The following is a 15063-nucleotide window of genomic DNA, read 5'->3' on the forward strand; positions in this document are numbered from 1 at the left end:
TTTCAATTCCTTCCATCAGCGTCTGGGAAAGGGATCATAGGAATAACCCAGATAATTCAGAATTCCGATATAGATGGAAAAAGCAAACAGATACTGGTCATTCAACAGCTTTTCGGCATCCTGAAGATTGGAAAGATACGCCAGCTCCACCAGAATTGCCGGCATGCTTGTACGCCGCAGAACATAAAGGGATGGATTGGTTCGCACCTGATTGTAGCGTGTTCCCACCAGATCGACAATGGATTCCAAAACATTGACGCCCAGATCGTAAGCAGTGGAATTTTCCCGGTATACATACACCTCCGAGCCGTTGATTGCAGGATTTGGATTGGAGTTGACATGAATACTGACAAAATAATCTGCCGGCCATGCATTCGCCTCATCTACTCTTGCTCGCAGACTGCTCGCCTGATCATAGCCAAGCACTGTATCCGGAAACGGTCTGGATACCTTTACTTCAAAGCGCTGATCTGCATAGAGAAAGCCTGCAAGATAGATTCCCACCCAATAGGTGACCTCCGATTCCACAACCCCGTTACCACTAGCCCCCGCATTGATATTCCCCGGGTTATGCCCCTGATCCACATAGATTCTTACCGCCATGAAACTACCTCCTTTTTGGACATACTATGTAAAAAAACGTACAGGGTTCCTCACAGGTAAATATTTTCCCTTCCTTTGTTTAGGAAAATTTAATAAAAAAGCGGTTGGCTTTTACAAAATATACAGTATAATAAACCTTGATACGAAAGGAAGGTACTTCATAGTGGTATTAAACTTTATTCGAGGCTTCTGTATGGCGCTGGCAGATAGTGTTCCCGGAGTTTCCGGAGGAACGATTGCATTTCTGCTCGGCTTTTATGATAAATTCATCGGTTCACTGGATGCACTGATGAGCGGTAATATGCAGCAGAAAAAAGAGGCGGTCATTTTTCTGCTGAAGCTGGGAATCGGCTGGATTGTCGGCTTCCTGATGGCGGTATCTGTGCTCGCCAGCATCTTTCATACACAGATCTATGCCATATCCTCTCTGTTTATGGGATTTATTCTGTTCGCGATTCCAATCGTGATTCGGGAAGAAAAGAAAAACATGAGACTCAATGCAGCAAGCATGATAGCGCTTCTTGTCGGTATCGCCGTCGTTGCATTGATCACCTATTTCAATCCGGTCGCAGGCAGCGGCTCCAGTGTCAATCTGGCTCAGCTGGATATCGGTTTGATCGTCTATGTCTTTATTTCTGCAATGTTTGCGATTTCCGCAATGGTTCTGCCGGGAATCAGCGGTTCCACTCTGCTGCTGATTTTTGGGCTGTATGTACCGATTATCTCTGCAATCAAGGCATTGATGGGATTTGATTTCTCCTATGTACCGATTTTGTTTGTCTTTGGATTGGGAATCATAACCGGTGTGATTACCGTTGTACGGCTGATTAAGTTTGCACTGGATAAGCACCGCAGTATCATGGTCTTTCTGATTATCGGTATGATGCTCGGCTCTTTCTATGCAATTATCATGGGACCGCAGACACTGGAAACTCCACAGGCCCCACTCAGCCTTGAAACCTTTGAAATTCTCTGGTTCATTATCGGCGGTGCCATCATCTTCGGACTTCAGAAAATGAAGGATATCAGTGAGAAATAAGCTTATACAGGACAGCAGCTGCTGTTCTTTTTTTATTTTGCTTCTGTATTTTTCAGACAAGTCCTATCCTTTGTGCTATCATAACAGTATATGGAAAAGAGTGATACGATGGAGATAATACATATAAGCAAGTCCTTTGGAAGCAATGTGGTTCTGCAGGACGTTTCGCTGCAGCTGATACCCGGAAAATGCATTGCAATCTGCGGACACAACGGCTGCGGAAAAAGCACCCTTTTGAATGCTGTGGCAGGCTTTTTACGAATCGACAGCGGAGAGCTGCAGCTTAAAAACGCTGTTCTGCAGTATATACCGGATCATTTTTTCACGACCCGCATGAATGCCCGTGATTTTCTGATGCATATGGGTGCCATACAGGGAATGGATGCTGATGCAGCACTGGCTGTCATTCGGGAATATACGCATAAATTTTTTATGGATGACCTGTTGAAAACACCGATGCAGTATCTTTCAAAGGGAAGCCTGCAAAAGGTGGCAGTGATACAGGCACTGCTGCAGACCCCTGATATTCTGTTGATGGATGAACCACTTAACGGACAGGATATCGCTTCTCAGAGGGTCTTCATCGAACTGATGGAGGCACTGAAGAAAAAAGATGTATGTATCCTAATGGCCGTGCATGAGCAGCGCCTGATCAAGGAGGTGGCAGATATCGTATATGAGCTGCAGGATGGTGTGTTGCGGCCGATGGCTTCACTTCCTGTCATGGAACAGGTCTATATGCATTTCAGCAGACAGCAGGAGGAAAAGAAGCTTGTCTGTGCAAAAGAGGAAAGCGATGCCTGCATTCAGCAGTATCTGATGCAGGGCTGGCATCTGGATGAGCTTCGGCATGAAAACAATCTTTGAATTAAACCAATACTATATACGCAGAACCCTGACCTCAACCAGGCTGGTTATGCCGCTGGTGGTTACCGTTGTCTTCTGCGGTATCTTTTATAATGAGAACGGAATCAATCCCTACAGCAGCTTTGCGGCAACCATCATGCTGTCCTTCGCCATCATGGGCTGGAGCGTACATTCCATGCAGAAGCAGGAAGCCCTGGAGGAACAGATATTGATTTTACAAAGCAGGGGAAATGAACTGCTGTATTACGTCAGCCGTCTGTTTTTCTTTTTGCTGTGCGATTTGTTTTTCAGCTTCCTCATCCTCCTTATCCCCTGTCTGTTTTATCTGATCAACGGGGCAGCCTTTACACTGTATCCCATCCGTGCGGATATGCTGTTCGGATATTTCAACCTGCATGTCAGTGCCGGCCTGTGCGGTGGGATGATGATTTCGCTGCTGCACCCGCGTATTGTTTCCAACCAGAAGCTGGCGCTGCCCCTTGCCTGTATGCTCATCATAGCAGCCATGACGTTTTCCGCACTGCTGCAGGATATGCAGCTGCCAGAAATATTTGCCTGTGTATTTCCTCCGGTTTCCGATATCAGTATCCAAAGTGCAAAATGGACACAGGTGCCCATGAGGGAAACAGGCATATACACATTGCAGATGCTGCTTTATGCTGCTGTTTATGCAATCGTGCAGGTACGAATACTTATGAAACGAAAATTCGGATAAAACCTTGCTTTATTACCAGATATTTTCAAAGCTGATTCAAAAAAAAGAAAGGCTCACTTGGTCTCTTTCTTACTTTAGGGTATATGAAAAAGGGAGAATTCAGTTTCTATTGATAAAACCAATCATGTTGAATCTCCCTGTTTTATGTTTATCCACAATCGAGAAAGAATCCTCACTTGCAGACCTTCCTTTCTTTCTCACCTATCAGCACTACGACTTCATAAAATACTTCAATCGCCGCTGCAAGCCCTCCAGCTCCTCTTCTGTCTTTAAAATACAGAATATCCGCTCAGGATGCTCCCTGCTTTCCACGATGGAAATCATATCCCCTCTTTGCAGGGCAAGACCAGCTTCTTCAAAAAAACGCTCCAGACGCTCTCTTGTATTCTCGTAAAGCTCTGTATAATACAACACGGAGGGAGAGGTTCTCGGACTTCCAAACACACGCTGCATGGCCGCATAGGTTGTCAGCCAGACATTCCCGCTCTTTTTAATTTCGTGCGGCTCAAACCGCCCGCGCTCCACTGCCTTGCGAATGGTTTTTCCATCCGCCAGTCCCCATTTATCCGCTGCCTCTGTAAATGTCAGCACCTCATCCAGATTGATCATACCTTCACTCCTATCAACTTGCATATCTACACTGCCTGCTTACTTTGCTACAGAAATATCCGTCTTCATCTTTGTCTTTTCCTATTATACGATAAATTCAGGGGCTTGTATATATTGACTGAATACGCTTTCCTTTTTTCAAATATCGTGATACAATAGTGTCGCTAGATAGCGACACAAAGGAGGAGCTTATGTTACGAATGGTTATCTGTTGCGGTGGGGGCATGTCTTCCAGTGTAATTTCTGTACAAATCAAAAAAGCCATTGAGGACAAGGGGTGGGAGGATGAAATATCGGTGGCCTTCATGCCACTCTTGTTTCTCGTAAAGCACCAGGAGGAATTTGATATTGCGATGCTCTGTCCGCATACCATGCACCATGCTCAGGAAATGGCAAGAAAAAATGAAATCCAGCTTCCCATGTATGTAATCCCTGCACGTCTGTATGGTTCCATGAATTTGGAATACCTGCGTGAGGATGCAGAGGATATTCTGAAAATCTATGCCGAAACAAAAGAGAATCCACTGCATTTCCCCGGAGAAAAATTTCTGGAGGTCAAGCGAAATACCTCCCATCGCCGCTGGATCAAAAAGCATCCGCAGGCAGTGCAGGACTGACTCTGAGCATTGTACAATCACACAAAAAGAATGGCAGCCTGTCCGACATGCAATCGGTGCGGTGCTGCCATGATTTTCTGAAATCAGAAGCTTTCAGCTGCGTCGCAATCTGCAGCGAAAGAGCTTCTTTTTTCTATACAGATTTATTTCTTTCCCTGATAATGCTTCTGCAGAACGTATTGGCTTCTAGTCGTTTACGATACTTTTCTGTTTATACAGGGTGATGATGATTTCAAACAGCAGCGCTGTCATAAAGATTGCCAGTACACACAGCCCCACGGTACCATAACCGCCGCTTCGTTGATAGGAATTCAAAATGGAGCCAATCGTCCCCGGAACACCTACAGCAGGACCGATGATCACCGCAGCTGCGAAATTCATTTCACTGCGCATGGCGATCCAGGATAAAAGCTTAGTAAAGGATACCGGGATGACAGCACTCCATACAATCTGCCACCAGCTTCCTCCACTTGCCTGCATCGCCTCCATCGCACCAGGATCAACCTCCTCAAAGGCTTCGGAATACGATTTGATGAAGTAGGCGACACTGTGAAAGCTCATCCCCACAATGGCTGTGGTAGCTGTTAATCCGAAGCCGGAAATAAAGATCAGCACCCAGATAATTGTCGGTACGGCACGAATCAGCCCTGCAAAACCGCGTACCATACTGCACACCCATGGATGTGAAAGATTCCGTGCTGCCATAAGTCCCAGCAGGAATCCGATACATGCTCCGATAATCGTCGTGACAAAGGCAAGGGCTATTGTATTGATCAGACTGGTGAATACCTCAATCGCCGTTTTCTGTGTAACGGCAGTGAAATCCAGAAAGCTGCTTAGATACGTGGCAATCAGCTGCGGCCGTACCTGATCCCATCGATAGGGGCAGATGAACAGGATAAAATAGAGAAAGACAAAAGCAAAGACAAGCACCACACTCCGTGACAACAGGCGCGAGGTATCTTTTCTGCGCAGGATATAGCGTCCCTTTTTCTTTTTTTTCAGCGTCGGTGCGGCAGGAGAGGTCAGCGTATATGTTTCCATTAGATAATCCTCTTTCTAATCTGTGCAGATATTTGATCCGTGATAATCACCGTGATTATAATCAGCAGAATGCAGGATGCCATCAGCTGATACCCCATATAGCCGATATACAGTCCTCCCTGATAAATACTCATCAGATACCCGATACCGCCCCCCGCAAGCATTCCGACGACCGTAGCACTTCGGATATTGTTTTCCGCCGCGTACAGTGTCCAGGAAATCAGAGACGGCATGGTTTCCGGAATCACAGCATGAACGACAATCTGCCAGTAATTGGCACCGGTTGCCTCCAGAGCCTTGATACAGCTGGCATTTGTTTCGTCAATGGAATCCGCAAAGGAACGGGTTAAAAAGCCATAGGAGATAATACACAAGACGAGGAAGCCGAGAAAATCACCGTACCACAGCAGTGGCAGAAGCAGAACCGCCCAGACAGCCTCCGGAATATTTCTGGTCAATGACGCAAGAGCGCGGACCAGATATTTCAGCACCCGGTAACGGGAGGTTTTGCTGGAGATAGCCAGAGCGGAGAAGAAGGCAAGAAGCATGCCGACAAACGCTCCGGCAATGGATATCACAACGGTAATCCAAAGCTGATACAGCTGTTCCCGCAGCTGTGAAAAGTCCATTGGAAGATACGTTTTTGTAAAGCGCACAACGGATACCTGAAAGTTCACAAGAATGAGACCCCAGTCAATTTCCAGACGCCAGGTACACAGTGCCAGCAGAGTAATGGTAACAGCAGCATACATGCCCAGGGACCTTCTTTTTTTCGTAAAATAGCTCATGCCTTCACCTCCTCCACCTTACTGATCAGCTCATTCATAGGGACTCCGTAAATCTTTTCAATTACATCACTTCCCAGCTCCTGCGGTTTTCCATTGAAAACAATGCTTCCCTGATGCATACCGATAATGCGGTCCGAATAATGCAGGGCAACATCCACCTGATGCAGATTCACAATGCAGGGAATCCTCATGTTTGTGGTAATCGCCTTTAAATGCTCCATAATCACCTTGCTTGACTGCGGGTCCAGAGAAGCAATCGGTTCATCGCAAAGCATAATTTTCGGATTCTGAAGCAAAGCCCGCGCAATCCCGACACGCTGCTTCTGTCCGCCGGAAAGATCACAGCATTTATCATACAGCTTATCTCCCAGTCCCAGCATTTCCAAGAGCTTTGCGGCCTGCTCGATATCCTTTTGCGAATACATTCCCAGCGTACTTTTCCATGTCGGATAATAGCCAAGTCTTCCATGAAGTACATTCTCCAGAACATTCAACCGATAGACCAGATTGTAGTGCTGAAAAATCATACCGATATTCCGGCGGATATCCTTGATCTGCCGTTTATTTGCACACGTTACCTCATAATTGAGAAACTGAATGCTGCCCTCACTCACATCAATCATCCGGTTGATACAGCGCAGCAATGTACTTTTCCCTGAGCCGCTTGGTCCAATCACCGAGATCAGCTCACCCTCATGCACATCAAAGCTGGCATGACGCAGGGCCTGAACCGCATTGTCTTCATATGTCTTTGAAACATTTTGAACACGTAATATATCACTCATTCACGATACCACCTTTTCTTTTTTATACCACATGGTTATTGTACCCCGGGTTTGCCTGTTGTGTGTTAAGCGGCTGTTAAGCCTTCGTAATCCTTCCTTTAACGAAGAAAGGCATCGTGTTTCCTTTACCCATACTGTCTGTTGTATGCATTCCCTTCATCTGTAAAACACGGCACTAACAGCTGCGGTGTCTATGAAAAAGAGAATCCGGCGCGATTGATGTATACAATAGCATTGGATTCCCTTTTTTAATTTGATATCATATCCCCCATAAGGAGCATACCTTTTGTGTACGCCTACTGATCCTTATACATATCCAGAATAAACTGATAGCGGGAAACATCGGTTTTGAAGAATTTGAAGGTCGCAGGATCCTCTTCTGCCTCAAAGAAGAAGCCCTTTTCCTGATCGAAGAAATCCTTGTTTTTTGCGGTATCCGCTGTCAGGTTTACAAAGTGATCCGTCAGCTTACTGATTTCCTCTTTATTCAGTGCCGAGGTATTTACCCAGAGCGGTCCGTTTGGAACAAAGGTCGTATCCAGTATATCCAGCTGATCCTTAAAGCTGTCGCCATACGTACAGCAGAAAGCACCGGCATATACCTTGTCATTCACCAGCAGCTGAACTGCCCCCTGATGATCTCCTCCGTTTTGCACCTCGGAGAAAACACCTCCATCAGCCGCATTCTTAATATTGATCTGTTCCTTTTTGGACACGGTTTTATCACCATCCGGGCCAAACAGCTTCCAGAACGCCGTTGTTGGTACCAGACATCCGGAGGTAGAGGTCGGAGATACAAATCCGAAGGATTTTCCCTTCAGTGATTTCAGCTTTTCATCCCGACTCATTCCCTGAAAATCAGCCGCATGCTTTTTGTTTGTCGCAATATAGGCATTATAACCACTCTTTTCCGGATCGCCGTTTGGTCCATAGGACAGTATCGGCTGGATCTTATCATCCTTCATATAGGAAGCCGCAAACGTTGCCCCGCTTTCCCATGCAATCTGTGCAGTTCCGGATACCATTGCCTCCATAACCGCATTGTAATTGTCCAGCTTTGCGATTTTCACATTGTAGTTATCGCCCAAAGCCGCCTGTACCTCTTCCTTCAGCATATGAAAAGCCTCACTGCTGCGTTCTGCATTTTCATCCTCATTCGGCAAAAAGGCAATCGTAATATCCTTTTTCTCCCCGGTACCGCTGTTATCCTTTCCAGAGCTGCAGCCTGCCAGCATACTGCAGGATAAGAGCGCTGCCATGCATAGATTCACCATCTTTTTCATCACTGATTCTTCTCCTTTTATCATTTGTTCATGCTTTCTCAGCACATGCATATGATAAAGCTTTTTTGCGGTAAATTTGTGAATGCCGGGTAAACAAATTGTTATATTTCCAACAATCACAGACGGAAAATGAACTTATCTCCCCGATAGATAATGGTGGATAGCTCCAGTATCTCCTTTGTTTTACAATCTCTACTTACGCCCTTCAGCATGAGACAGGGTACGATACCGCTGACCTTCATGTAGAGACGCTCCTCCGTATTCAGTGTGGAAATGGTTAGCTGTGTATCCTCAGCGGCGATATCCTGAATACCCCTGCCTTGAAAATATGCATACAGGCTCGGATTTTTCTGAAGACATTCCCTGATGTTTGGAAAGCTTTTTTCCCGCACATAGGAAATATGCATTGCCGCTGGCATATGATCCAGATATCTAAGCCGTTTCACACAGAGGACAGGCTCTCCCTGCACCACCGCTAAGCGCTCATGAATATCCTTGTGCCAGGCGATGCGCTCACAGCTTAGCAGGCGTGTAGAAAAGCGGCCTGCCAATGGACTCATCTTCATGGAAAAGCTGTCTGTGGAGGACAGTACAAGCTCCACCTTTTCCAGATATCCCGCATAGTAATTGCCCTTTCCCTGCCGAGAGTATACATAGCCCATTTCCTTTAAGCGGTCATAGGCCTTTCGCACTTCGATTCTTGTCAGCTCAAAACGCTGTGCCAGCTCATGCTCGCTTGGAAGACGCTCATCCTTTTTATATGTCTGCTTCTGCATGTTCTCCAGAAGGTAATCCACCACCGGTTCCCAGCTTGTCATCATAACTTCACCTCCCTGATAGTTTATCATGGCATCAGTGCAAACATCATCATTTTACAAAATCTTAACCCTATGCAAACAGAAGAAAAACAAAATGCTTTGATAAGTCTGATTACGAACTCTAAAAGCTCCTATTTCAAGCCGGAATGTGCTCTATAGATACAAGCAGAAAAAAGAGGCCTTCTTCCTATATGATAGAAAGAGAAACCTCCTGTTCACAGCCGCTATACAATGATGTTCAATATCCCTGATTCTTCAGAATCTGAGTTATCTGTTCTTTTTTATCGATTGAAAAATTCAGTGTGCCGTAATGAACACCCAGCTCATAATACAGCTGCAGACAGCCATCTTGTTCCTTCTGTGTGATGAGCTTCCCCGGCTGCAAAGGAATTCTTCTTCCGTCCACATACAGGTTATGCTGTGAGATGCCGCTTCTTCTCATTCCATACAGAATACCAAGTGCCATCAGGATGCTCCCATACTGCAGCCGCCTCTCATCGTACAGATTTAAAATGCCAAGTAACAGAAAGGCAGCACAGAAAATATAATCCGATTTCTTATAAACAGCATACACTGTCTCTTCCTGATGCATACGGTACCATAGGCGCAGTGCCCACAGCAGCATCAAAAGCACCATCGCCAGAAAGGCATACATGATATATTCCAATGACAACGCCTCTAATCTTTTTGCTTTACCATTTTCATGATATTTTTAAGCTTCACGGAATTACCGTAGGACAGCGTACCTCTGCGATACAGTCTGGCACCAAGCAGTCCCATTGCGACCGTAGTAGCCGCTAGCAGAGCCAGAGATATCACGATTTCCATTGTGGATACACTTCCCATCGCCACATTGATAAACATGCACATCCAGGAAGAGAACGGCACATAGCACATGATTTTGGCAAGCAGCGTATCCGGATTCTGCAGCGTGATAAAGCTGATGATGAAGACTGCGATTATCAGAAGCTGAATCGGCATAGTGGCACCGTTGACCTCTTCCACCTTGGAGCACAAAGCTCCGATTGCGCCAAACAGGAAGCTGAACAGCAGATAGCCCAGAATACCAAACAGGGCAAAGGTAACCAGCACCAGACCAGGGATATCCAGGAATTTATCCAGCATATGATCCCATACATCCGCATTCAGCTGATAGGCAATCAGGAAGGAGCCAAGCATAATGGCTGTCTGTACGACACCGGCAATCGCCCCCGCAATAACCTTACCGAAAATCAAAGCATTCGGTGAACAGCTCGTTGTCAGTATTTCAATTGCACGGTTGCTTTTTTCACTGGCCACACCGACACCGATCTGATTGCCGTAAATCAGAATCATCATGTACAGCACCAGAATCAGCACATAGGTATAGAAATAATTGTTCATACCGTCCGTTCCCAATACCGTCGTATCCGAAATGACCTCTGTTTGATAAATCGCCTGAACCTTACCTGCATCATACTTCAGCTTTGCCAGCTCACTTGCCTGATACTGCTGCTGAAGCAGTGTTTTAAAGCGTGAGGAATTCGCATCATTCAGGGAGGAATTATTCACATAATATTGGAAGCTGGTCGGCGTTTTCACCTCAAAGCCGGCATCTGCCTCACTTTTCTTCACTTTTTCCTCTACCTCGGACAAGGAATTGGCATAGGAAATCTGAAATTCAGGGAAATTCTTTTCCGCCAGCTCACGGTTTTTCAAAATACCGCTTCCATCATAAATCAGCATCGTTTTATCCTTTTCTGATGCCGTATCATCCGTTCCCTTATCATCCGAGAAAACACGTGGAATGGACAACAGGACAAAAGCCGCAGCCGCTACCAGCACCGTCGAAATCAGAAATGACTTCTTGCGTACCATTGTCTGTAATTCAAATTTCAGAACCAGTAAGAAATCTCTCATTCCTCATCACCTGCCTTTGATACAAAAATATCAGTTAAGGACGCCTCATACAGCTGGAATGCCTCAAGGTCAACCTCCAGCTCCAGCATTCTTGTAAGCACGTCACGTTTATTGACGTTCGGCTGCAGCTCGATAATAAAGCCGCCGTCCTTTTCCTCATAAATATGCAGCAGCTCCTGACACTGTGTTTCCAGCAGCTCACGAAACTCCTGCTTTTTTGGATATAATGCACGAATTACGATACGGTTCTTTCCGTATTCCTTTTTGATCTGCTTCAGATTTCCCTGCAGCACCACATCTCCATGATGCAGGATAACGATATCCTCACAGAATTCCTCCACATAATTCATTTGATGGGAGGAGAAAATCACAAGCTTTCCATCCTGAATCTGTTCCTGAACGACTTCCTTCAGCGTCTGGGAATTGACCGGATCCAGTCCGGAAAACGGCTCATCCAGAATGACGATATCCGGATCGCACATGAGTGTCTGTGCCAGCTGTACCTTCTGCTGATTTCCTTTGCTTAAGGTATCCAGAACACGGTTTTCATATTCCTCGATTCCCAGCCGCTTCAGCCACTTCTTCAGATTGGCCTTTGCCTCACCGTGAGACAAGCCGCGCAGCGTTGCCAGATAAATCAGCTGCTCGGAAACCTTTTTCTTCGGATAGAGACCGCGCTCCTCCGGCAGATACCCGATATTGTAATCCTTTGCATGAAAGGTCTTGCCATTCATACTCATATTTCCCTGATCTGCCTTGAACACATCCATTAGAATGCGAATCGTCGTAGACTTACCGGCACCGTTACGTCCCAGCAGTCCCAATGCCTTGCCGCTTGATATGGAAAAGGAAATTCCATGCAGGACTTCTCTTCCGTCAAAGCTCTTATGCAGATCATGCACTTGCAGTTCCATACTGTTTCCCTCCTTAATCTATTTGCATTATAGTACAGATCACCATTCAATGCAATATATATTTTGCATTTGTAAGATATATTTTTCATATTTCCTTGCTTTTCCAGCTTGATTTTCCTATAATAATATACGTAGAAGAAGGAACAGGTGAGTGCAGCTATGAAAAATCTAAAAATCAAAATGGCGCGCATGGAGCTGAATATGTCCCAGGAGGAGCTTGCCGGCAAGGTAGGCGCAACACGGCAGACCATCGGACTGATTGAAGCAGGACGCTACAATCCAACCATCAAGCTGTGCATTAAAATCTGCATTGCCCTGCATAAGCATCTGGATGATCTGTTCTGGGAAGACGACTATGACAAGGAGGAATTGTAGGATGAAGACTTCACTGCTTCGCGACATTATCCGATATGCGAAAACCAAGGGTAAGGCACCGCTGGATGAACGCCAGATGGATACCCTGAAGGACTTGTATATGGAGCTTGCAAAATCCGTAATCCTCGCGTTTATGGTATTCATGATCGTTTACGGCTATAAGGAAATGTATCAGAAGGAAAGCACCTTTAATTATATGAGCCTCGCAATGAGTCTGCTTGGAGCCGTCACCTATTATTATCTGCTTCGCTCCTGTTATCAGCAGGTTATCGGCATTGATGTCAATTTTGAAATTCTTGTCATTCCGGCACTCGGATTCACTCCATCACTGCTTATGAATGCCCTGCACGTATGCGGGCTGCTGTTAGATGCGGATGTACTCTTTTTCCGTATTACGACATTTTTATGGCCCTTGTATTTCATTATATTTTATCTGGGGGCGAACAGAGTTTACCAAAGGGGCAGGCAGGCCATGGAACAGGAGATATATCAGGGGGAAATTCACTTTCGCTCCCGTAAGCAGATTGTGAATTTTATCATCATTACCATTATTTTCATATCCATACTGCCGATATCCTTTGACGCGTTGTTTCAAATCGGTATCGTCGCAGGGACGCTGCTGATCCTCTTTATGATCTGCTATTATGGATTTTATACGCCGCACAATGAATATATCCTGAATGAAAGCGGATTGATTTATCATAAATCGCTGTGGAATGGAAGGGGCGGATTTCTGCGCTATGATGAGATCGAAAGCGTCAAGCAGCAGGATACCTTCAATGTGGGATATGCGAAGGATAAGGTTTGCATTCACTGTTACGACGGACGCGATATTCTGCTGTTTCCGGAAAATGCATACCGCTTCTGTGTAGAGCTTGAAAACAACCTCTGAAAAGTCCTCTCTTTCAGTCTTCGTCGATAGCCTTTCCTGTATAAAGAAAAACAGAAAGCTTACAGTGCTTCCCCATTTCCTGTTATGGATACGGAAGGGAAGGCATTGTCGTTTCTGCTTTTTATTTTCTTTTTCGATGGCCGTGATAGCTTCGTTCTATCTCACGTATCACACTGTCCCTTTCCCTGCTTCCCAGCACACAGCAGAGCTCCTGCATATCCGCATCCCCCTCAGATACGGTATAAGCCTCATCTGCACTGCTGATCAGTGCCGCATCCCGTTGATGAGAGGCAAACACGCAGAGACGCTCAAAACCGCTCTCTCTTTGTATAATGTGGACGGCAGCCTGCTTTGTAGCATCCACACTGTATATATCCAATACCTTATATCCCTGATGCTCTTCACTGAACCGGATATGGATTTGTAAATCAGCCGCATAGCTTTGTTGCTGCATCCGCGTATACAGCTGCTGTATGTGTGGTATGGTATCCATAATCGTTATACACACACAGGCATGTGCCTGTGCTTTTTGCTCGTACACATAGCTCTTATACGGCAGCCTGCGCATTTCATGATAATATTCCTCCTCCAGAGAATTGCGGAAATCACTGTAATACACATGCAGAATATGGTGCAGGATGACATGCTGAAAGCAATTCATTCCCTCCTCGTCCAACAGCTGCAGCAGCTGCGCCACCTGTTCCTTTTTCATGCAGCGACTGTGCGAATAGGTCTGCGTACGGCAATCATATAGAGCAGCTCCATTCATGACGACAACCGGAAGTGTCAAGGGAATGCCTTCCAGTATGGGCAGCAGCGTTGCCGGTGTACGGGACGTCGCCAGAGTGATGGCAGCCCCCTGCTCCAGCAGCTGACGCAGCTTCACCTTTGTATAGGGAGAAAGCTGTTCATTTTCCTGCAGCAGCGTGTGATCCAGTGTGGATACATACAGCGTCTCCTTCTGCAAATGTACAGGAAGGTGGATGCAGTTGATACCATAGGCAACCGCAATACCAATCAGAGTATCAATCATACGATTGATCGCGAACAGATAGGGATTCACATCGGCACCGTGCGATACGGTAACACTCATGAACACCACGCAGGAAATATACGAGGCTGAGGTTTTCTTCAGCAGCACGGTAATATAAATCACCGGAATGATCATAAAGGATATGAGAGCATATTGCATAAGCTGCGTATTCCCCGGCAGGATATGCTTTTCAAACAGCAGCACAAGCATTCCGCAGAATCCGCCGACCAAAGTACCGACAACACGGTTGGCCGCAACACGCTGTGTATTGGATGTATCCTGCTGCATGCATAACACAGCCGCAATACAGGAATAAAATACTATCCCCTCCTCATTTCGCAGCAGATAAATAAGAAAGCATAAAAATACTGCCAGTGAAGATTTCAGGATTCGTTTACCAATTCTAGGCATAATACCATTCCTCCAATGGTTATAATTATAGCGCCGTTTTTACAAATGTAAATAGCAGACGGCAAAGGGAACAGAAAACATGTTGTCAAGCTGTTCTTCTTTTACCGATGATAAAGCAGTCCATATGACATGTTATATGGAACGTAAGTAGCCCTATACTGGCATTCCCCTCTAGCGTTTCATACATACCAGTATCCTGCTATGCATAGGCGGGCTCAATGCTCAAAAGTACGAAGAATACAACGGCTTTTCTCACATTCACGCTTTCCAGACAGCCATGTCTGAATTTGGCAAAGATAAAATGCCGGCTTCCCATCAGTTTCTCCAGATATTTCCTAGGGTATCCGAACCTGACATGTTCCCAGAGATCG

Annotated in this window: 17 protein-coding genes; 6 read left to right on the forward strand and 11 right to left on the reverse strand. The window is 45.7% G+C overall.

Going from position 1 to position 15063, the window contains the following annotated elements:
- Positions 1–15: 15 nt before the first annotated feature.
- Positions 16–603 (reverse strand): N-acetylmuramoyl-L-alanine amidase, encoded by a 588-nt coding sequence (locus KSZ58_RS11005; protein ID WP_002608305.1) that lies wholly within the window; start codon positions 601–603, stop codon positions 16–18.
- A 193-nt stretch (positions 604–796) separates the two neighbouring features.
- Here KSZ58_RS11005 and KSZ58_RS11010 point away from each other — a divergent pair, with 193 nt between their 5' ends.
- The 3 genes from KSZ58_RS11010 to KSZ58_RS11020 all read left to right on the forward strand — a co-directional run bounded on the left by KSZ58_RS11010 (position 797) and on the right by KSZ58_RS11020 (position 3224).
- Positions 797–1642 (forward strand): DUF368 domain-containing protein, encoded by an 846-nt coding sequence (locus tag KSZ58_RS11010; RefSeq protein WP_002608304.1) that lies wholly within the window; start codon positions 797–799, stop codon positions 1640–1642.
- A 108-nt stretch (positions 1643–1750) separates the two neighbouring features.
- Complete coding sequence (locus KSZ58_RS11015) at positions 1751–2509, forward strand: ABC transporter ATP-binding protein (RefSeq protein ID WP_009269465.1); 759 nt, start codon at positions 1751–1753, stop codon at positions 2507–2509.
- On the forward strand, positions 2493–3224 hold the full coding sequence (locus tag KSZ58_RS11020) for a hypothetical protein (protein WP_009269466.1): 732 nt from the start codon (positions 2493–2495) through the stop codon (positions 3222–3224). The genes KSZ58_RS11015 and KSZ58_RS11020 overlap by 17 nt, the downstream gene beginning before the upstream one ends.
- A 210-nt stretch (positions 3225–3434) precedes the next feature.
- Here KSZ58_RS11020 and KSZ58_RS11025 read toward each other — a convergent pair whose 3' ends face one another.
- Complete coding sequence (locus KSZ58_RS11025) at positions 3435–3857, reverse strand: helix-turn-helix domain-containing protein (RefSeq protein ID WP_008819127.1); 423 nt, start codon at positions 3855–3857, stop codon at positions 3435–3437.
- Positions 3858–4024: 167 nt separating this feature from the next.
- Between KSZ58_RS11025 and KSZ58_RS11030 the strand changes: the two genes are divergently transcribed.
- Positions 4025–4450 (forward strand): hypothetical protein, encoded by a 426-nt coding sequence (locus KSZ58_RS11030; protein WP_002608300.1) that lies wholly within the window; start codon positions 4025–4027, stop codon positions 4448–4450.
- A 186-nt stretch (positions 4451–4636) separates the two neighbouring features.
- Here the strand turns inward: KSZ58_RS11030 and KSZ58_RS11035 are convergent, their stop codons facing one another.
- From KSZ58_RS11035 to KSZ58_RS11070, 8 genes are all read right to left on the reverse strand, one after another.
- Positions 4637–5494 (reverse strand): ABC transporter permease, encoded by an 858-nt coding sequence (locus KSZ58_RS11035; RefSeq protein WP_009269467.1) that lies wholly within the window; start codon positions 5492–5494, stop codon positions 4637–4639.
- Positions 5494–6282: an ABC transporter permease gene (locus KSZ58_RS11040; RefSeq protein WP_009269468.1), complete on the reverse strand. Its 789-nt coding sequence runs from the start codon at positions 6280–6282 to the stop codon at positions 5494–5496. Before KSZ58_RS11040 ends, KSZ58_RS11035 begins: the two co-directional genes overlap by 1 nt.
- Entirely contained in the window at positions 6279–7067 is a 789-nt protein-coding gene (phnC, locus tag KSZ58_RS11045; RefSeq protein ID WP_009269469.1) for a phosphonate ABC transporter ATP-binding protein, read from the reverse strand. Before phnC ends, KSZ58_RS11040 begins: the two co-directional genes overlap by 4 nt.
- A 296-nt stretch (positions 7068–7363) precedes the next feature.
- Positions 7364–8350, reverse strand: coding sequence for a phosphate/phosphite/phosphonate ABC transporter substrate-binding protein (locus tag KSZ58_RS11050; protein WP_002608296.1), 987 nt, complete (start codon positions 8348–8350; stop codon positions 7364–7366).
- A gap of 116 nt (positions 8351–8466) precedes the next feature.
- On the reverse strand, positions 8467–9171 hold the full coding sequence (locus KSZ58_RS11055) for a GntR family transcriptional regulator (RefSeq protein ID WP_009269470.1): 705 nt from the start codon (positions 9169–9171) through the stop codon (positions 8467–8469).
- A gap of 235 nt (positions 9172–9406) precedes the next feature.
- The gene (locus KSZ58_RS11060) at positions 9407–9835 is read right to left on the reverse strand and encodes a hypothetical protein (RefSeq protein ID WP_009587925.1); all 429 of its coding nucleotides are present in this window, start codon (positions 9833–9835) and stop codon (positions 9407–9409) included.
- A gap of 11 nt (positions 9836–9846) precedes the next feature.
- Complete coding sequence (locus KSZ58_RS11065) at positions 9847–11067, reverse strand: ABC transporter permease (protein ID WP_008819133.1); 1221 nt, start codon at positions 11065–11067, stop codon at positions 9847–9849.
- On the reverse strand, positions 11064–11981 hold the full coding sequence (locus KSZ58_RS11070) for an ABC transporter ATP-binding protein (RefSeq protein ID WP_008819134.1): 918 nt from the start codon (positions 11979–11981) through the stop codon (positions 11064–11066). Before KSZ58_RS11070 ends, KSZ58_RS11065 begins: the two co-directional genes overlap by 4 nt.
- 159 nt (positions 11982–12140) lie before the next feature.
- Here KSZ58_RS11070 and KSZ58_RS11075 point away from each other — a divergent pair, with 159 nt between their 5' ends.
- Both KSZ58_RS11075 and KSZ58_RS11080 read left to right on the forward strand, forming a co-directional pair.
- Positions 12141–12356, forward strand: a complete 216-nt coding sequence (locus KSZ58_RS11075; protein ID WP_002608291.1) for a helix-turn-helix transcriptional regulator — start codon at positions 12141–12143, stop codon at positions 12354–12356.
- Between the two features lies 1 nt (position 12357).
- On the forward strand, positions 12358–13248 hold the full coding sequence (locus tag KSZ58_RS11080; protein ID WP_008819135.1) for a hypothetical protein: 891 nt from the start codon (positions 12358–12360) through the stop codon (positions 13246–13248).
- A gap of 121 nt (positions 13249–13369) precedes the next feature.
- On the opposite strand, the gene KSZ58_RS11085 is transcribed toward KSZ58_RS11080, so the two are convergent.
- Positions 13370–14692 (reverse strand): HAD hydrolase family protein, encoded by a 1323-nt coding sequence (locus KSZ58_RS11085; RefSeq protein ID WP_009269471.1) that lies wholly within the window; start codon positions 14690–14692, stop codon positions 13370–13372.
- Between the last annotated feature and the right edge of the window lie 371 nt (positions 14693–15063).

Source organism: Erysipelatoclostridium sp. DFI.2.3 (assembly GCF_019132535.1).
In the GTDB taxonomy this organism is placed as follows: Bacteria; Bacillota_I; Bacilli_A; order Erysipelotrichales; family Erysipelotrichaceae; genus Clostridium_AQ; species Clostridium_AQ innocuum.